The organism is Alcaligenes sp., assembly GCF_050255915.1.
Classification (GTDB): domain Bacteria; phylum Pseudomonadota; class Gammaproteobacteria; order Burkholderiales; family Burkholderiaceae_B; genus Alcaligenes; species Alcaligenes aquatilis.
The window spans coordinates 1-18,025 of sequence record NZ_JBFWIQ010000021.1 but is presented as its reverse complement, the minus strand read 5'-3'; the positions used below and the strand labels follow the sequence as shown (position 1 = coordinate 18,025).

Annotated in this window: 18 protein-coding genes; 9 read left to right on the top strand and 9 right to left on the bottom strand. The window is 55.7% G+C overall.

Translation table 11 applies throughout. The features are described 5' to 3' along the window. The first annotated feature begins 21 nt into the window (after positions 1-21). The 3 genes from pal (at position 22) to AB7E06_RS18535 (ending at position 2,324) form a co-directional block, all read left to right on the top strand. Positions 22-525, top strand: coding sequence for a peptidoglycan-associated lipoprotein Pal (gene pal / locus AB7E06_RS18545; RefSeq protein WP_094197555.1), 504 nt, complete (start codon positions 22-24; stop codon positions 523-525). Positions 526-741: 216 nt separating this feature from the next. Beyond that, positions 742-1,428: a tol-pal system protein YbgF gene (ybgF, locus tag AB7E06_RS18540; RefSeq protein ID WP_094197556.1), complete on the top strand. Its 687-nt coding sequence runs from the start codon at positions 742-744 to the stop codon at positions 1,426-1,428. Between the two features lie 89 nt (positions 1,429-1,517). Further along, positions 1,518-2,324 carry an alpha/beta fold hydrolase gene (locus AB7E06_RS18535; protein ID WP_427958029.1) on the top strand — a complete coding sequence of 269 codons (807 nt, stop codon included), beginning with the start codon at positions 1,518-1,520 and terminating at the stop codon, positions 2,322-2,324. Between the two features lie 116 nt (positions 2,325-2,440). Here the strand turns inward: AB7E06_RS18535 and AB7E06_RS18530 are convergent, their stop codons facing one another. Next, positions 2,441-2,926: a copper chaperone PCu(A)C gene (locus AB7E06_RS18530; protein WP_427958027.1), complete on the bottom strand. Its 486-nt coding sequence runs from the start codon at positions 2,924-2,926 to the stop codon at positions 2,441-2,443. A gap of 145 nt (positions 2,927-3,071) precedes the next feature. Here AB7E06_RS18530 and AB7E06_RS18525 point away from each other — a divergent pair, with 145 nt between their 5' ends. Together AB7E06_RS18525 and AB7E06_RS18520 are read left to right on the top strand one after the other, a co-directional pair. Next, positions 3,072-3,509, top strand: coding sequence for a PaaI family thioesterase (locus AB7E06_RS18525; RefSeq protein WP_094197559.1), 438 nt, complete (start codon positions 3,072-3,074; stop codon positions 3,507-3,509). A 3-nt stretch (positions 3,510-3,512) separates the two neighbouring features. Continuing rightward, a complete protein-coding gene (locus tag AB7E06_RS18520; RefSeq protein ID WP_108728646.1) occupies positions 3,513-4,919 on the top strand; it encodes an MATE family efflux transporter in 1,407 nt (468 codons plus the stop codon). A 189-nt stretch (positions 4,920-5,108) separates the two neighbouring features. Here the strand turns inward: AB7E06_RS18520 and AB7E06_RS18515 are convergent, their stop codons facing one another. The 8 genes from AB7E06_RS18515 to AB7E06_RS18480 all read right to left on the bottom strand — a co-directional run bounded on the left by AB7E06_RS18515 (position 5,109) and on the right by AB7E06_RS18480 (position 13,529). Further along, positions 5,109-6,188, bottom strand: a complete 1,080-nt coding sequence (locus AB7E06_RS18515; RefSeq protein WP_094197561.1) for a BMP family ABC transporter substrate-binding protein — start codon at positions 6,186-6,188, stop codon at positions 5,109-5,111. A 24-nt stretch (positions 6,189-6,212) separates the two neighbouring features. Further along, the gene (locus tag AB7E06_RS18510) at positions 6,213-7,130 is read right to left on the bottom strand and encodes an ABC transporter permease (protein ID WP_042489288.1); all 918 of its coding nucleotides are present in this window, start codon (positions 7,128-7,130) and stop codon (positions 6,213-6,215) included. Beyond that, positions 7,130-8,191 carry an ABC transporter permease gene (locus AB7E06_RS18505; protein ID WP_094197562.1) on the bottom strand — a complete coding sequence of 354 codons (1,062 nt, stop codon included), beginning with the start codon at positions 8,189-8,191 and terminating at the stop codon, positions 7,130-7,132. The genes AB7E06_RS18510 and AB7E06_RS18505 overlap by 1 nt, the downstream gene beginning before the upstream one ends. After that, positions 8,178-9,764 carry an ABC transporter ATP-binding protein gene (locus tag AB7E06_RS18500; protein WP_230019202.1) on the bottom strand — a complete coding sequence of 529 codons (1,587 nt, stop codon included), beginning with the start codon at positions 9,762-9,764 and terminating at the stop codon, positions 8,178-8,180. Before AB7E06_RS18500 ends, AB7E06_RS18505 begins: the two co-directional genes overlap by 14 nt. Positions 9,765-9,846: 82 nt before the next feature. Next, on the bottom strand, positions 9,847-10,038 hold the full coding sequence (locus AB7E06_RS18495) for a YqaE/Pmp3 family membrane protein (RefSeq protein WP_003802304.1): 192 nt from the start codon (positions 10,036-10,038) through the stop codon (positions 9,847-9,849). Between the two features lie 134 nt (positions 10,039-10,172). After that, positions 10,173-11,159: a diaminopimelate dehydrogenase gene (locus AB7E06_RS18490; protein ID WP_094197563.1), complete on the bottom strand. Its 987-nt coding sequence runs from the start codon at positions 11,157-11,159 to the stop codon at positions 10,173-10,175. A gap of 64 nt (positions 11,160-11,223) precedes the next feature. After that, positions 11,224-11,859: a leucine efflux protein LeuE gene (gene leuE / locus AB7E06_RS18485; RefSeq protein WP_094197564.1), complete on the bottom strand. Its 636-nt coding sequence runs from the start codon at positions 11,857-11,859 to the stop codon at positions 11,224-11,226. A 146-nt stretch (positions 11,860-12,005) separates the two neighbouring features. After that, a complete protein-coding gene (locus AB7E06_RS18480) occupies positions 12,006-13,529 on the bottom strand; it encodes an acetyl-CoA hydrolase/transferase family protein (RefSeq protein WP_094197565.1) in 1,524 nt (507 codons plus the stop codon). Positions 13,530-13,791: 262 nt separating this feature from the next. Between AB7E06_RS18480 and AB7E06_RS18475 the strand changes: the two genes are divergently transcribed. From AB7E06_RS18475 to AB7E06_RS18460, 4 genes are all read left to right on the top strand, one after another. Continuing rightward, positions 13,792-14,700 (top strand): LysR family transcriptional regulator, encoded by a 909-nt coding sequence (locus AB7E06_RS18475; RefSeq protein ID WP_121739485.1) that lies wholly within the window; start codon positions 13,792-13,794, stop codon positions 14,698-14,700. A gap of 399 nt (positions 14,701-15,099) precedes the next feature. Continuing rightward, positions 15,100-15,618 carry a MarR family winged helix-turn-helix transcriptional regulator gene (locus tag AB7E06_RS18470; RefSeq protein WP_240632098.1) on the top strand — a complete coding sequence of 173 codons (519 nt, stop codon included), beginning with the start codon at positions 15,100-15,102 and terminating at the stop codon, positions 15,616-15,618. A gap of 62 nt (positions 15,619-15,680) precedes the next feature. Continuing rightward, positions 15,681-16,847, top strand: coding sequence for an MFS transporter (locus AB7E06_RS18465; protein WP_427958021.1), 1,167 nt, complete (start codon positions 15,681-15,683; stop codon positions 16,845-16,847). A gap of 129 nt (positions 16,848-16,976) precedes the next feature. Continuing rightward, a complete protein-coding gene (locus AB7E06_RS18460) occupies positions 16,977-17,513 on the top strand; it encodes a hypothetical protein (RefSeq protein ID WP_427958019.1) in 537 nt (178 codons plus the stop codon). The last annotated feature ends 512 nt before the right edge of the window (positions 17,514-18,025 follow it).

The following is an 18,025-nucleotide window of genomic DNA, read 5'->3' as shown; positions in this document are numbered from 1 at the left end:
TCTTTTTCAAAAGGAATTCAAATGAGCTCGCGCATTCTTAAAAGTCTTACCCTCGCCGCCATGGCTGTAACCCTTGCTGCTTGCAGCTCGGTGCCTTTGGATCAATCAGGCTCCGGCTCAACCGGCGGTACTGGATCAGACTCTGCTAGCGCAGGCCAGATCATGGACCCTTTCAATCCTCAAAGCCCACTGGCACAACAACGCTCGGTATATTTTGACTACGACAGCTACGTTGTGAACGAACAGTACCGTGGCCTGGTAGAAATGCACGCCTCGTACCTGAGCAGCCATCCTCAGCAAACCGTGCGCATCGAAGGTAATACCGACGAGCGTGGTGGTGCTGAGTACAACCTGGCTCTGGGTCAGCGTCGTTCCGATGCCGTGGCACGTATGCTGGGTCTGCTGGGCGTGAGCAACAGCCAGATCGAAGCTGTGAGCTTTGGTAAAGAGCGTCCAAAAGCCTTGGGTAACACCGAAGCTGATTACGCCGAAAACCGTCGCGCAGACATCGTTTACCAACGATAATTTCTGCATCGACCAAGTGGTTCCGACGCCGTGGCGGTTGTTAACGCCGCGGCGTTTTTTATCGGCGCTGTGCCCGATCCACTGAAAATTCGTTATGCTGGACAACGGGCTCGCCAGGCCGGCCAAAGCCCCCCAGATCACAGCCCCCGACAGAGGGGAAACCGGCAGGTGAGGAGCCTGCGCATTGCGGATGCACATTTTTTAACGGACTTCACTATGCACGCTTATAAAAAGCCTTTTCGTCTTGCGACCGTTGCCCTGTTCGCGACGGCCGCCCTATTTGCCAGCCTGCCGGCCAAGGCCTTTGCCGATGACGAGGCCCGACGCGCCATTTTGGAGCTGCGTCAGCAAATTCGTCAGATGCACGAGCAAAATACCCAGGCTCGCCTGCAACTGGCAGATCAAATTGACACCCTGCGCTCTGAAGTTGTCTCACTGCGCGGCCAAGTCGAAAAACTGAGCTGGCAAGCCAGCGGTCAGGGCCAGAACAATGCGCCTGCCGGACAGCAAAGCCCTCATGCCGCAGACCCACAAGAACAAGCTGTCTTTGACAGCGCCATGGACGCCTATCGCGCTGGCCAATACAAACCCGCAGCCGATGCTTTTGCCGGTTTTCTGGCCGCCTACCCCTCCAGCGTTCTGGCCGATGAAGTGCGCTTTTACGAAGGCAGCAGCCTATATGCCATCAAAAGCTTCAAGACATCCATCCAAAAGCTGCAGGCTTTTGTGAAAGCGTCCCCACAAAGCCCTCGCGCTGCTGATGCTTTGATGGTGACGGCATCCAGCCAGATCGAACTGAACGATCTGAGCGGTGCCAAAACCACCTTGCAGCGTATCGTCAAAGACTACCCACAATCTGAAGCAGCCGAGACCGCGCGCAGCCGCCTGAAGCTGCTGGAATAATTACCCCGCGTGTAACGCCATACGGACCGGGTTCAAACCCGGTCTGTTTTTTTAGGCGACTGATTCTTGCCTGACTTGTACTGCTTGCCATGACACCCCCCTTTGCCGACTTCTCCACCCTTGAACTGACCGCACAAGGCTATCGCCACACATTTGTAGACCAAGGGCAAGGCGCAGCCGTTTTGCTGGTTCATGGTTCTCTGTGCGACTGGCGATACTGGCGTTGGCAGATCCCCGCCTTTGCCACCCAGTATCGGGTTCTGGCTCCCAGCCTGCGCTCCTACTGGCCCGGCGCACCCAGCCCCGGTCACTTCAGCACAGCGCAACACGCCCAGGACTTGCAGGCCTTGCTGGACCAGCATATTCCTGGCGAGAATGTGCATATCGTAGGGCATTCTCGCGGCGGTCATGTTGCCCTGCTGCTGGCTCAACGAATGCCCGAGCAAGTGGCCAGCCTGACCTTGGCAGACCCCGGTTTCCCGACTCCTGGCGCCTATTCCTATGCCCCTTTGTTCCAGCAAGTGGCCGAACGCCTGGAACAGGGCGATCGTGATGGTGCCATGGCTCTGTTTGTGGATACGGTCAATGGCTCGGGAACCTGGAAGCAAATGACGCGCTGGTTCCGCGAGATGATTCAGGACAACGCCCATACCATGCTGGATCAGCAGCAGGAGCCCAACCTGGGGCCGAGTCTGGAATGGCTCAAACAGCTGGATGCGCCCTTGAGCTTCATCACGGGCGAGAACAGTCCCACGCGCTACCACCATTGCATGGACATCATTCGTCAGCACCGGCGCGAGGACCAGTTGCACCGCATCCCTTTGGCGGCCCATGGCATGAATCTGGCCAATCCAAAAGCATTCAACCAGGCTGTACTGACAGCACTACAAGCCTGAGCACGAAAGCAAAACTGCACGCTTGATTGAACTGCCCCCAAAAAAGTTAGACAGCCGTCCAAGCTTTTGGGGGCAATTCAGAGACGCTCCTTTTTCTATGGAAGTGCCAGCCTGAATCAGTAAGCCTGTGTCTTGGCGGGCCGTAACTCGCACTCGGCCTGGACCTGGGTATCGTCAGACAGATGCAGACTCAGGATAATGCGTTCGCCCAGCGCCAGATCCTCTTTCGCCTGCCCCAGCATCACATGAAAAGCGCCGGGCTTCAGACGTAATGTGCCACCTGCTGGAATCTCCACCTCGGACGTATGCGACATGCGTGACATGCCATCGTGTTCGGTCGTCTGATGCAGCATCACATGCCCGAACGACAAGGTGCTGGCCCCTACCAAAGCCACACTCTGCTCACCCTTGTTTTCCAGCTCCAGATACGCGGCCAAAGGCGCAGGTTCCGGCAGCATACGCACCCAGCATTGACTGGCATGGACCTGTGTGCTCAAGGCACGTACCGCTTGGGGCTTACCATGGCCTGCATGCCCCTGTGCCATCACGGTGCTGGTCAAAGCCAGCACACTTAAGCCTAGAACAACTGCGCTGCGTTTCATGATGCTCCTCACTTCTTTCTGGTCGATTGGAATTGGCCCCACTTTGAGCAGCCTGCCGCCGAGCTCCCCCGATACGCGAGGCGATCTGATACAGTACCAGCCAGTCTGCCTCTCTTACAACGGCCTTCTTTTCAGTAACGATGTCATGACCAGCACACACACTGCACCCGAACCCAAAATCGATATTGTTCAATTTCGTGATCTTTTAGAACGCCTGCATCCCTTTGCCGCCGTTCTGGGTATTGATGTCGTGCACATTGGCCACGACAACGCCTGTTTACGCCTGCCCGAACGCAATGCACACCAACGTATGGGTGGCATGGTGGCAGGCCCCATGTTGATGGGGCTGGCGGACCTGGCGCTCTATGCCGCTGTGGTCGGTGCCACCGGCAACCCCGATGCCGTCACCTCCAGCCTGACCATCAACTTTCTGCGCAAAGCCCCTCCCGGCGATATTCTGGCGCACGCCCGGATTCACAAGACAGGCCGTACCTGTGCGGGTGATGTTCTGCTGGAACCGGCCAACGGCGGCCCGGCTGTTGCACAAGTGATCAGCACCTGGTCTTTGCCTCGCCCCCAATAAACCATGTTTGCAAAGTCTCACACTCCCGGCCCGACCCAGCTCTGGCTGGCGGAGCTGCAATCGTCCATGCGCTTGGGCGGCCCCCTGATTCTGACAAATCTGGCGCAAGTCAGTCTGTTGGCAACGAATATGATTTACATGGGCCGACTGGGCCCTGATGAGCTGGCTGCCGGCTCTCTGTCCGCCAGCCTATACCAAGCCTTCATGATTTTCAGCATGGGGCTGGTATCGGCTGTCGTTCCCATGCTGGCCACGACACTGGGACGACGACTGCGCAATGTACGCGAATCCCAGCAGATCATTCGCCACGGATTTCTGACCGCTTTGCTCATTACCCTGCCGGCCTGGATTGTGCTGTGGAATGCCGAGCACATCTTGCTCATGATGGGCCAAGACCCTGTCGTCGCGGCGCGGTCCGTGACCTATATGCATACCCTGCAATGGGCCCTGCTGCCCTACTTGGGTTACATCGTGCTGCGCTCATTTCTGGCGGCCATGGAAAAACCTGGATGGACCTTGGCGGTGGCGATTACGGCCATTGGTATCAATGCCATACTGGGCTGGCTCCTGGTCTTCGGTAAGCTGGGCTTGCCTGCCATGGGATTGGCGGGCGCGGGACTGGCCACGACCGTATCCAGCGTATTCATGTTTGCAGCGTTAAGCTGGATCGTGCTGAGTGACCCGCGTTTTAGACGCTACTACCTGTTCAACGAAGCCTGGCAGTGGAGTTTTAAGCGTCTGTGGAAAATGTGGGCACTGGGTATTCCCATTGCGATTACCTTCACCCTGGAAACGTTGGTCTTTTACGCCGCCGTCATGATGATGGGCGTGCTGGGACAATCTGATCTGGCTGCGCACGCGATTGCCATGCAGATTTGCGCGGTGTCCTACATGATTCCTTTAGGTTTCAGCCAGGTCGCCACCATCCGTGTGGGACTGGCGGCAGGCCGGGTCGATCCTTTAGGCGCACGTCGTGCCGGCTGGATTTCCTACATCCTGGGCGTAGGCTTTATGGGCTTGGCTGCCTTGGTATTCTGGTTCGCCCCCTTGACGTTGATCAGCCTGTTCCTGGACCTGGATGTCGCCGAAAACCAGGACGTTATTGAACTTGCCATTACCTTCCTGGCGCTGGCCGCTTTGTTCCAGATCAGTGATGGTGCCCAGGCTGTAGCTGCAGGGATGCTACGTGGCCTGCATGACACGCGCATACCCATGCTGCTGGCCTTGCTAGGGTATTGGGTGCTGGGTGTTCCTACGGGTTCTTTACTGGCCTTCCAGTTCAATATGGGAGGGATGGGAATCTGGATCGGACTGGTAACAGGTTTGTCTGTGGTTGCCGTGCTGATGACGCTACGCTGGATGCGGGCCTCGGCGCGCTTGGGACGCAAGCGGCCTGCACGAACGGCATAGTCTGGGGTCTGCTCGGTGTATCGACTCTGTCGTCATAGGCTGACTACAAACCCGCCCCAGAGGCAATACCGAACGCACTTGGGCTGAGCCTGAGCAACAGCCAGAAAAGCCGCCGCAGCCACACATTGCAAAGCCCCTTGCTGGACTATCCAACAAGGGGCTTTGTGTATCTACAAACTGCGGGGCAGATTACTGCTTGGGCAGTTTGCTGGCCACGCCTTCCACGTAGTAGTCCATGCGGTTCAACGCATCGTCATCCAGGAAACCGGATTCCAGACGTACCTTGCCGTCGTTGTCCTTGATAGGAGCGGCAAAAGGTTGCAGCGTACCAGCCTCGATCTCGGCCTGCTTGGCCAGAACAAACTCTTTCACGTCAGCGGGCACTTCGGGACCGAAGCCTTCCAAAGCCGCCATACCGGACTTCAGGCCACCCCAGGTGCTGTCGTTCTGCCACTTGCCATCCAGAACTTCAGTGGCCTTGCGAGTGAAGTAGTCACCCCAGTGGTGGGTCACAGCAGCCAGTTGGGCTTTAGGGCCGAACTTGCTCATGTCGGAGTGGTAGGCAATAGCGTACTTGCCCGCTTCTTCCGCCGCTTGCACGGTGGCAGTGGAGTCGGTGTGGTGAGTCACCACGTCTGCGCCCTGACCCAGCAAGGTCACAGCCGCATCACGTTCTTTACCTGGGTCGTACCAGCTATTGGCCCACACCACGCGCACCTGGGCTTCGGGGTTCACGCTCTTCAAACCGATAGCAAAGGCGTTGATACCTTGCAACACTTCAGGAATGGGATGAGCACCCACGTAACCGACCACATTGGATTTGGTCATCTTGCCCGCCAGCACGCCAGCCAGGTAACGGGACTCGTAGAAACGGGCGTTGGTGGTCGCCACGTTAGGCGCTGTTTTGTAGCCAGTGGAGTGGACGAATTTCACGTCTGGAAACTGCTTGGCCACTTTTTGCGTCTGGTTCATGTAGCCAAACGAGGTCGTGAAAATCAGCTTGTTGCCTTGCTGGGCCAGATCACGAATGACACGCTCTGCATCGGCGCCTTCAGGCACGTTTTCCACGTACTGAGTAACCACACGGCCTTTCAGGGCCTCTTCCATTTGCAGACGGCCAATATCCTGCTGCCAAGTCCAACCGGCTTCACCGATAGGGCTGACATACACAAAACCGATTTTCAGGGGTTCTTGATCGTTTGCCTGAGCGGACACAGGCAAGGCGGCCAGGGGGGAAGCGATGGCAGCGGCCATCAGGGCCTTGCGCATAAAGTTTCCAGTCATGTCAGTCCTCTAGTTGTTGGGATTGAAGTTTTTGCCAAGCGATGCAGGCATATTCAACCTGATCCAGTTAGCGTTTCGAGAAATTAAAACCAGCACAATAATCGTGGCCAGATACGGCATCATGGCCAGCAATTGCGAGGCTACCGGAACACCCAGAGCCTGCGCATGATAGGTCAGGATCGTGACCCCACCGAACAAGTAAGCGCCCAGCATGACGCGCCAGGGACGCCAGGTTGCAAAGGTCGTCAACGCCAGAGCAATCCAGCCACGCCCAGCGACCATATTCTCTACCCACATGGGTGTGTAGACCAGACAGATGAAGGCACCGGCCAAACCGCAGCAGGCCCCCCCGAACATCAAGGCGCCCAGGCGAATGTAGCGCACGTTATAACCGAGCGAATGCGCTGAAGCAGGCGACTCACCCACTGCGCGCAAGACCAAGCCAGACCGTGTACGAGCCAAAAACCAGGCCACTGCAATGCACAGCACCCAGGAGACATACACCATATAGTGTTGCTGGAAGAACGCCGGCCCAATCAGGGGAATATCTTTCAGAACCGGAATAGATAGCTTGGTGACAGTCAGAGAGTTGCCGGTGAAAGGCAGACCGATATAGGCCGAGGCCCCGACCCCAAATAGCGATAAGGCCAAGCCACAAGCCACCTGATTCGCGCCTAGCCAGACCGTCAACCAAGCAAAGGCAGCGGCCATCACGGCCCCCACAACCGCGCCGAGCACAAAGCCCAATGCCGGGCTGCCTGTTTGCACGGCCACAGCAAAGCCCACAATGGCGGCCATCAGCATCATGCCTTCCGAGCCCAGATTGATAACGCCCGATTTTTCATTGATCAGCAAACCCAAGGCCGCCAGGAGCAATGGGGTGCCTGCGTTGATGGTTGCGGCTAGCAAAGGTGCAATCGCGTCCATTACTTTCTCCAGACCAAACGCTTGGTGATGAGCACGTCACAAGCCAACAAGGAAAACAAGAGGATGCCCTGGAAAATGCCGGTAATCGCATTGGGCAGGCCCAATCGACTTTGAGCCAGTTCCCCACCGATATACAGCAAAGACATCACAAACGAAGAGAAAATCAGTCCCAGTGGGTGCAGTCGCCCCACAAAAGCCACGATGATGGCCGCAAAACCATAGCCGGGTGAAATAGAAGGGGTCAATTGCCCGACTGGCCCCATCACCTCTGCGGCTCCGGCCAGACCGGCCAGTGCACCTGAAATCAGCAAAGAACTCCACAAAGCCTTACGGGAAGAAAAACCCGCGTAACGAGCCGCCAACGGCGCCATACCGCCCACTCGCAAGCGGAAACCGGCCATGCTGCGTGTCAGGAAAAGCCATGCAGCAACCGAGGCAATCAGCGCCAGCACAATACCAGTATGCAAACGCGTACCCGGCAAGACGGCAGGCAAGAGAAACCCATCAGAAAACAGACTGGATTGCGGAAAACCAAAACCGTCAGGATCACGCAAGGCACCATGCACCAGGTAGCTGAGCAGGTGCTGGGCCACATAGACCAGCATCAGGGACACCAGAATCTCGTTGGCATTGAAGCGATCTTTCAGGAAAGCCACAATCGCCGCCCAGGCCATGCCACCGAGCATGCCGCAGGCCAAGGCAATGCTAATCAGAAAAAAGCCGCCGTTCTCGCCATTGTCTACCTGCAAAACAAAGGCTCCGGCTGCCAAAGCGCCCATCACCAACTGCCCTTCCGCCCCGATATTGAAGATATTGGCCCGAAAGCAAATGGCCAGACCGACAGAAATCAGCAGCAAAGGAATCAGCTTGACGCCTACCTCTGCCCAACCATTCAGGTCACGCAAAGGCTCCAGAAAAAACACATTCAGGCCCGCCAGGGGATCTTTGCCCAAGGACCAGAACAAGGTTCCGGCAACCACCATGGTCAACAAGACCGCCAACAAAGGCGAACACCAGGCCATCAAGGTAGAGGGCGTGGCACGAGTCTCAAGCCTGAACATGCTCACCCTCCTCCCACAAACCGCTCATCCATTGCCCAATCTGATCAACACTGGCTTGCGCCACGGGAATAGAAGGAGACATACGACCTTTGGAGATAACAATCAGGCGATCGGCAATCGCAAACAATTCGTCCAGCTCTTCGGAGATCACCAGCAAGGCACAGCCCGCATCGCGCAGAGCCAGTAGCTCGGCGTGAATCTGGGCAGCGGCCCCGACGTCCACGCCCCAGGTTGGCTGGGCAATCACCAGAATGCGGGGCTGACGGGTGACTTCACGGCCAATAATGTATTTTTGCAAATTCCCGCCTGACAGGCTGTTGGCAGCGGCCTGCTCGTTGGAGGTTTTGACGCGGAACCGCTTGATAATCCCGCCTGCCAGACGGCGGATGCTGGAAAAGCGCAGAAAACCCCGTTTTACCGTTTCCGGGTTTTGATGAGATAGCAGCAGATTTTGGGCCAGAGACAACTCTGGCACCGCACCGCGCCCCAGGCGCTCTTCGGGGACAAAACCCATGCCCTGGTCACGTCGCCAGGCCGCATCACGCTGGCCAATCGCCTGGCCGTCCAGCAAAATCATGTCTGCCTGCGCACGGGTATCTTCACCCGACAAGGCCGCCAGCAACTCCTGCTGACCATTGCCGGAAATACCGGCCACACCCAGAATTTCGCCCTGGTGCAGATCAAAACTGACGTCCTGCAATTCGCAGGCAAACGGATGAGATTTGTTCAATTGCAGATGACGTACCTGCAAGAGCGTGCCGCCTTGCTGCATGCTGCGCTCACCCAGCGACTGAGGTTCAGCACCAATCATCAGGCGCGATAGGCTGGCCGTGGTTTCCTCGCGGGGATCGCAATAACCCGTGACCTTGCCCATGCGCATGACCGTACAGGCATGGCACAGCTCGCGGATCTCATCGAGCTTGTGGCTGATATAGACAATGCTGCAACCTTCTGCGGCCAACTGACGCAAGGTGCCGAACAAACGGCGCACCGCCTGCGGCGTCAGTACCGATGTCGGTTCATCCAGAATCAGCAGCTTGGGCTTGCCCAGCAAGGCACGCACAATTTCCACCCGCTGGCACTCCCCCACGGACAAAGTATGAATGTGGCGTTGCGGGTCCAGATCCAGCCCGTATTGACTGGCAGTCTCGCTAATGCGGCCCGCCAGCTCCTGCATATTGGTGGAAGCAGGCAAACCCAGCGCAATGTTTTCCGTGACCGTCAGGGTATCAAACAAGGAAAAGTGCTGGAACACCATACCAATGCCTAGTTGTCGGGCGGCCGCCGGGCTGCTGATCTGAACGGGCTGACCGTCCCACAGAATCTGGCCCTGATCTGGTTTGACCACCCCGTAGATGATCTTCATCAGGGTGGACTTGCCCGCGCCATTCTCTCCCAGCACGGCATGAATTTGCCCCGGCAGAATAGACAAGGAAATATTGTCGTTGGCCACCACCGCCGGATAGGCCTTGGTGATAGCGCGAAGTTCCAGGCGTGGCACAGCCTTGGGGTCTACGGATACCGTTTGCTCACCAGACTCAGAAGAATGGCCCACGGGAGACGATGGGGTCATGGCTGTATCAGCAAAAAAATATAAAACGTCTGAGCAAGCCCATCATGGCCTGCTCAGACGTAGAAAAAGAAAAGCTCAGGGTTTAACGCTTGCCCAGGGCTTGCTCGATTTTCTTATCAGTCTTGTATTGGCTAAGAGCGTATACCGCCCAAATCGCGGCAGGGATCCATCCGATAAGGGTCAACTGCAAGATCAGGCAAATAATACCCGCCACTGGACGACCAATCGTGAAAAATCCTAACCACGGCAACAATAGTGCGATCAGTAAGCGCATGAGAATACTCAAAATAATAAGAAGTGGGCGCTATTTTACCCTTTATTGGCGCACCGAATCATTCGCCTGAAATCAAACAAGACAAATGGCCCGGATCAGGCAGGCTGAACCGGGCCGATACTTGGGCACAGAACTTACAACAGCTCTTTACGCAACTGTGCGGCCGACTTGGGCGAGAGCAGGCCTGGGGCCACATCCAGGACAGTCTGGGCACCAATCTGACCGCTCTTGTTCATGCGGTATGCAGCGCGCGCGTAAGCGACCAATACGCTGGACGTGAACTCCGGATTGCTGCCCAGATTCAGCGCATACTCCACCACTTGCTGCGAGCCCGAACCCGATTGGCCGCTACGGATCACGAACCCCCCGTGTGGCATGGCTGCGTGGTCACGAGCCAGTGTTTCAGCGTCGATAAAGTTCACTTCGGTGTCGTAGTCAGCAAAGTAGTCAGGCATGGTGACAATCGCTTCTCGCACCGTATCGGCATCCGCGCCCTGCTCCAGCACCACAAAACACTGACGCTTATGCTTTTCACGGGTGCTAAGTTCAGGCTGCTCACCGTTGCGTACGCGCTGTACCGCGGCCTCGATAGGCAGGGTGTATTGCACGCCACCGGCCACACCGGCGACACGACGAATTGCATCGGAGTGTCCTTGGCTCAGCCCCTTGCCCCAGAAGGTGTAGGTCTGACCAACGGGCAAGACACATTCGCCATACAGACGATTCAGCGAGAACAGGCCCGGGTCCCAACCCACCGCGATCAAAGCCGTGGTACCAGCGCCTTGAGCGGCCGCATCGACAGCTGCGTAGTACTCGGGGATACGGGCGTGGGTATCAAAACTGTCCACGGTTGTGAACCAGCGTGCCAGGGCCGGGCCTTGCTCGGGCAGGTCATTTTTAGAGCCACCACAGAGAATCAGCACATCGATATCATTGCGGTACTGTTCGATCTGGTCCAGGGCACGTACGGGCACGCCTGCACTTTGCAGTTGCAAGGAAGCAGGGTCGCGACGAGTAAAAACGCTGACCAGCTCCATGTCCGGGTTTTGTGCCAGGGCCAGCTCTACGCCTCGTCCCAGATTGCCGTAACCTGCAATACCGACACGGATTTTGCTACTCATGGGTGTTTTCCTTAAATCTGATAAATAAGTGCTGTCAGAACTGCTGCGCTCTGAAGCGGCTGGCCTAGTCGCTGATCATACGGGCAGCAAAGCCCATGAACAGCAGCCCCACCGAGCCATTGCCCATACGGGACAGACGCTGATGACGTCGAAAAATTCCTGCCAGGCGATTGCCGCCAAAAATCAGCAAAGACAAATAACAAATACTGATCAGCTCCACCACCAGACCCAGCAGCATAAAAGCCAAGCCCGTGTGACCTTTGGACGGGTCCACAAACTGCACGAAAAAGGACAGGAAGAACAGGATGGCTTTGGGGTTCAACAAACTCAGGAGCAAGGCCTTGCGAAAGCGAGTGTCGTGGCGCAAACGCGTGTCTACGGACTGCACCGGGCCGCCTTGCCTGAAGGCCGACTGCAAGAGCCGCACACCCAGATACAACAAATAGGCCGCACCCAACCAACGTATACCCGTATGCAACATGGGTAGCGTCTTGAGCAGCGAGGCGGCGCCCAGGGCTGTCAAGGTCATCAAGATGCCATCGCCCACGACAACGCCAAAGGCCGCTTTATAGCCTTCACGCACACCATGCCCGGCGCCACTGGCCAAGACATATAAAGAATTGGGACCGGGTAACAGTACGATAAACACCGTACCCACGACAAAGGCCCAAAAATTGACTATACCGATTTGTTCAAGCACGCCGGCCTCGCGAAACGCAGCAGAATCAGCAATTTTAGCGCTAAAAAAATGCCCCTGACACGGGTGGAGTGCCAGGGGCGATCAGGTCAGCTTGTAAGGTCTACGCTACCGGACTGACTCGGCAACGCATTACCAGACCTGATGGACTACGCAGTAGCAAGCTCCTGTGTCTGGAACTGCTCCTGTTTCATCGTGCCTTCCTGCTGGAAACGAACGTGCCAGGACAGGGCCTCTTCCAGGATGTGGGGCGTGTGACCGCCACGTTGGCTGGCGCGTTCAACATAGTCCAACAAAGCGGGACGGTAGTCAGGGTGGGCACATTTCTCGATGATCACGCGGGCACGCTCACGGGGAGCCAGACCACGCAAATCCGCCAGACCCCATTCAGAAACCAGTACGGCTACATCGTGCTCGCAGTGGTCTACGTGCGAGGCCATCGGCACCACACTGGAGATGGCGCCATCTTTGGCGACAGACTTGCTGACAAAAATAGACAGGTGTGCATTGCGGGCAAAGTCGCCAGAGCCACCAATGCCATTCATCATGTGGGTGCCACAGACGTGGGTGGAGTTCACATTGCCGTAGATATCAAATTCCAGGGCGGTGTTGATCGCAATGATGCCCAGGCGACGCACCAACTCTGGATGATTACTGATTTCCTGAGGGCGCAGCACCAGCTTGTCGCGGTAGTTATCCAGACCTTCCAGGAACTGCGCCATTTTGGGAGCGGACAAGGTCAAGGACGAGGCCGAGGCAAAGCTCAACTGGCCTGAGTCCAGCATGGCAATTGCACTGTCCTGCAAGACTTCCGAGTACATCTTCAGGTCAGTGAAGGGAGAATCCAGCAGGCCATACGTCACGGCATTGGCAATCGTACCGATACCCACCTGCAAGGGCAGCAAAGAGTGGCTCATACGGCCAGCATCCACTTCGCCTTTCAGGAACTCGATAATGTGACCGGCAATCGCCTGCGTTTCCTCATCCGGTGGCAGTACACTGGAGGGGCTGTCCATCGCATCAGTCACCACAATACCCACGATGCGGGAAGGATCCACCTGAATGGCGGTGGTGCCAATACGTTGGTCCACATCCGTCAGTTCAATCGGCTGGCGATTGGGGCGGGCTTCGGGCACATAGATATCGTGCAAGCCTTCCATCTCTACCGGCATGCTCAGATTCAGCTCAACAATGATGTGTTTGGCTTGCTGGGCAAAGCTGGCCGAATTGCCTACCGAGGTCGTCGGCACAATCGCGCCGGTTTCAGTAATGGCAACCGCTTCAATGACGGCAATGTCGATGGCAGGCAAGTTGCCCGAACGCATGTGCTCCACTGTCAGCGACAAGTGCTGGTCAGTAAACAGGACTTTGCCTTCATTGATATGACGGCGCAGCACCGAGTCCACTTGAAACGGCGAGCGGCGGGCCAGAACACCGGCCTCAGCCATCAAGCCATCGCTATCATTACCCAGCGAGGCGCCGGTCACCACATTCAGTTTTAATGGCTCAGTCTGGGCCCGCTCGGCCAAGGCACGAGGCATGACCTTACAGTCTCCGGCGCGGGTAAAACCACTCATCCCGACATTCATCCCGTCTTTAAAGAAGGCGGCTGCCTCCTGAGCGGTCATGACCTTGCCTTCCAATTCGGGGGAACGAATGCGATCCTTGAACATCGTGTGCTCCTGTCTCTGTGTCATTGATCTACCTGTTGTTGCTTTCGGAAGGAGCCAGGGCCGAAAGCGCCAGGCGAGATCTTCACGCAACAGAACGACATCACGCTTTAAAAATAGTGGCTGTATGAGCCGGAGAGAAAAAGCCGAAATCGCCCTGACAACAGGCGTTTATGTTTTATGAACAAAGCCAGCATAGCATCGCCATAATGAATAAAATAACTAGCAATAAGTCGTAAAAATCATAAACAAAGGCCAGCCAATCATGGATATCCGATCCTTGCGATACTTCATTGAAACCGTTAAACATCAAAGCTTTACGCAAGCTGCGCAGAGCCTGAACGTGACGCAATCGACCATCAGCAAGATGGTCAAGCAGCTGGAAGATGAACTGGGCGAGCCCTTGCTGATCCGCGATCATCGGCAATTACAACTGACCGATTGCGGCAAAATTGTGCTGGAGCGCGGACAGGAGGTTTTGCAGAGCATGCAGGGCTTGCTGCGAGAAGTTCACGAAGTTCAGGCCTTACAACGCGGTCGCCTGGATCTGGGCATTCCGCCCATGATTAATGTGCTGTTCACAGAAGTGCTCAAGACCTTCAAGAATCGACATCCGCAGATCGAGCTGATCCTGCACGAAGAGACCGGCATGGGGATTGAGCGCATGGTAGCTGCAGGCACAGTTGAAATGGGCCTCAGTATTCTACCCTTGGGACCGGAGTTGAATGTATCGGCTACTCCTGTGGCCAAACATGCGGTTTGGGCAATAGGCCACAAAGACACGCTGACGGGGACACAAAAAAAGATCAAGCTGCGGGAGCTGGAAAAGCATCCCTTGATTTTTCTGGGTGAAGACTACGCCTTGACCCGTATGTTGCGGCGTGCCTTTGCCCACGCCGGCTTACAGGCGAATATTGCGGCGCAAAGCAATCAGTGGGATTGGGTGGCTTCCATGGCACAGGCGGGAATGGGGGTGGCTTTGCTGCCCCAGCCGTTTCTGTCTCGGCTGGAACCGGGGGACTGGGTTGCCAAAGAAGTGGTGGAGCCGGCGCTGAACTGGGAAGTGGCGCTGCTATGGAATGGACGGTATCTGTCGCAAGCCGCCCGAGCATGGCTGCAGGTTTGTACGGATGTGCTGGGGGGGAACTGGCCTGAGCTTGAAGGAGATTCATAGCAAAGGTGCGCTACTGGTTGGCCCTTGAGTGCTCATTGCAGAATAATCAGGTCTAGCTTGCAACGGTACTGATCCAGTTCCACCAGGGTGCCGAACAGTTACTGACTCAGTGCATGTGGCTTGGCAAACGCTCCTGATGCAAGTCCTGCATAGAAAGACTCCTTGCCGCATCGTAAAGACGGCAGTTCATCTTGCTATTGTACGAGGCCAGGCGGATGGCTGTTTGGGGTGGCATGTTTTTTCCAGACCTGGATACTGTACAAGGATCGTTTATTTAAAAAGGTGGATGGATCAAGCAAAAATGAGGATCTGCGTACCCTCAAATCTGCGCCTCAACAATTCACTTGACCAACATATAGGTAGTCAGCTACATTTCAGCCTTAATGATTATGTGGCAGCATGATGTTTGAACTCAAGGATCTTCCTAGCTACGACACGCTGGTCAAAATGGGCGTCGAGTACAGCAACCCAGATGTAGATGGGCTGCAGACTTGGCTTATCTGGGCTTCGGCTACCAGTGAAATGTTGTCGGCTTTTGAAGCCAATCTTGATCGCACTTCCGGCTTATCGCAGACACAATTTTTCGTGCTGATTCTGCTTAAGCGCAATCCGGATGGTTTGAGCATAGGTACGCTGGCAGATGGGGTGTCGGTCACATCGCAGACGATGACTCGCATTATTGATCGCATGGAAATCGCCGGTTTATGCAATCGGGAGCAGCACCCTCAGGATCGTCGTGCCTGGTTGGTTCGCCTGACCGAGCACGGGGTCGAGGTTTTGGGTAAAGCCTTGCCGGCTCACTATGTATGGGTTGCCGAACTGATGAGCCATTTCGACGCGCAAGAACGCGATGTGCTTGTACGCTTGATGCTCAAGCTCAATCAACAAGGGATCTTGCCCAAGACACACGGCGGCTGATTGTCAGCCGTTTTTTTTAAGTATATATGTAGCTTACTGCATAACAGCTAGGAACATTTACCATGAAAGTATCTGCCAGTGATCCGCACGCTATTGGGATAGGTTTGCGTGCCTTGATGGTTATCTGCGCTTTATCGGTTGTGTCTTTGCTGTACCTGCCTTTACCGATTTTGGGGACGTTGAAACATACCTATGGCATTGAAGCTACGGGCATGGTGAGCAGCTTTGGATTTGCCTACGCAGCCGGATTTTTGATTTTTGGTCCACTTTCGGATCGCTTGGGTCGTCGCAATGTCATGGTCGGAGGCCTGCTGGCCTTGGTGGGCGCGACAGCGGTACTCGCATTGGCAAGCTCCCCTCTGTTCCTAACGTTTGGCCGCGTGTTGCAAGGCCTGGCAGCCTCTTCCTTTCCCCCCGTAGCGATTACCTACCTGGCAGAGCGAGGCAACCCACGCCAAAAAATGTGGAGTGTGGCCTGGATGAGTACGGCCTTTCTTTCCGCCGGTTTGCTAGGGCAGATTTATGGCGGATTGGTGGCCGGGCCTTGGGGCTTGGGGGCGGCTTTGGGGCCACTGTGTGGTGTGTTCGCCTTGACTGCGTGGAGCTTGTGGAAGAAACCAGCAGATAGGCTGGCAGGCCAAGGTTTAAGCGGGTTTTTCAGCAATTACAAAGCCATAGGCAGTTTGTTGGCGGATGCACGATTGCGCCGTGTTTACCTGCCTGCATTCTTCCTGCTGATGTGTTTCGTTGCTTTCTACATGATCTTGGATAGCAAACTCGGAATGCAATTTGAGCAGTTGGGCATTTCTCCTATGACGACACGAGCTGTGGTGGCGCCTGCTTTTTTGATGCCTTTGCTGGTTGCTGTCGTGATGCCGAAGTTAGGGCCGCCGCGAACCTTGTGCGCTGGATTAGTGTGTGCTGCCACCGGCTTGGCCTTGAGTGCATGGGCTGGGGAAGAGCACCTGATGGCTTTGCTGGGTGCCAGTTTCCTGTTTGTGGCCGGACTGGGTATCAGCGTTCCTAGCCTGATTGCCCGAGTGGCAGGGGTCAGCGATATCTCGGTGCGGGGATTGGCCGTGTCGCTCTACACCTTTGTGCTGTTTATTGGCGCAAGTCTGGGGCCGTGGCTGGCTCAACAGACTGCGGATATGGCTTTGGCCAGTACCTATTTGCTGCTTGCTGGCGTATTGGCCATCTGCGCGATCTACGCCGCTTTTCCCAACTAGGAGTCTGCAACGATGCGAGTTTATTTTTCTGTTCCTGCTGTTCCTGCTGTGCTTGCTGCAGTAACGCTGCAAGCGGTTTGGCTTGTTCCTGTGCAGGCACAGACTAGCCCCTCTTCTACGGAGAATGTCATGAGTACCACAATCAATAATCCGGCTGCCGCCTTTGTTCCAGAAGCTTACGTTCAGGTGGCCCAAGGTGCTGTCAGCGTAGATGGTGAAGCTGTTGTATTGACTCGTTATGAGCGTGAGGATGGTCGAAACTCAGGTTTGGAAGGTGAGCATTTCAGCTCTGTTGTCTCTGAGTCCGGGCGGCTGAAAGGCTTTGCGCATATTTCTTTGGACCTGGTGGACCGGCCCTTGCCCAGCGCCGAACGTAGTGAGGCGATCGCCCGTGCTTTCTTGCAGGAGCATGCCCCTGACTTGTTGCCTAAAATGGAGATTCATTGGGTGGATACCCATGATGAGCCCATTCGCATAGAACGAAACGGTCGTACAGAAACCGTGACCTTAACCGGTATGAAAGTGAAGGCCCGCAACTTGGAGGACCGCTTGTGGTTCTGGGTCATTGTTGGACCTGATGAGCAGCCCATGGTGTTCGAGCGCGACATTACCTGGATTACCTTTCCCGGTCACCGCAAGACTGAGAAATGGCTGCATGATAGTTAGCTTAAGCAGCAAAAGACGGATCTTGGCAACGGCAGCAAGCGCGTTTAAGCTGCCCCCATGGTGTATTTCATGCCTATGTGACAAGGCCTTAACGTCGGTTTAGACGTCCCTTGGACAAGCGCAGCTTTAGCCTTTCAGGCTAAAGCTGTCGATCGCCTCGAGAATCGCGGGGGCTGCTTGGTTAAAGTACAGTGTTTATCGACACAGCTTCAGAGCCGGTACGGTGGTAGCGTCCTCTAGCCTGTGCAAGCAGAATATGCCTGATAAGCCTGAACGCTAGACGCGATGGTACGCCTGAATCGACACTACTTCACATAATGTTCAATCGGCGAATGATCATCCAGCCTCAACACCCGACCATCGATTAATAACGATGGCAGTCGCGTCCCCCCTCAGTCACAATAGATGTCCGCTCGTTTTTCGTTAATATTTGAGGGAGCGATCGGAGTGAAGAAGTGCCCAGCTACAGCGCAGAATTCAAAGAACAGACAGTCAGGAAATTGATGCCGCCG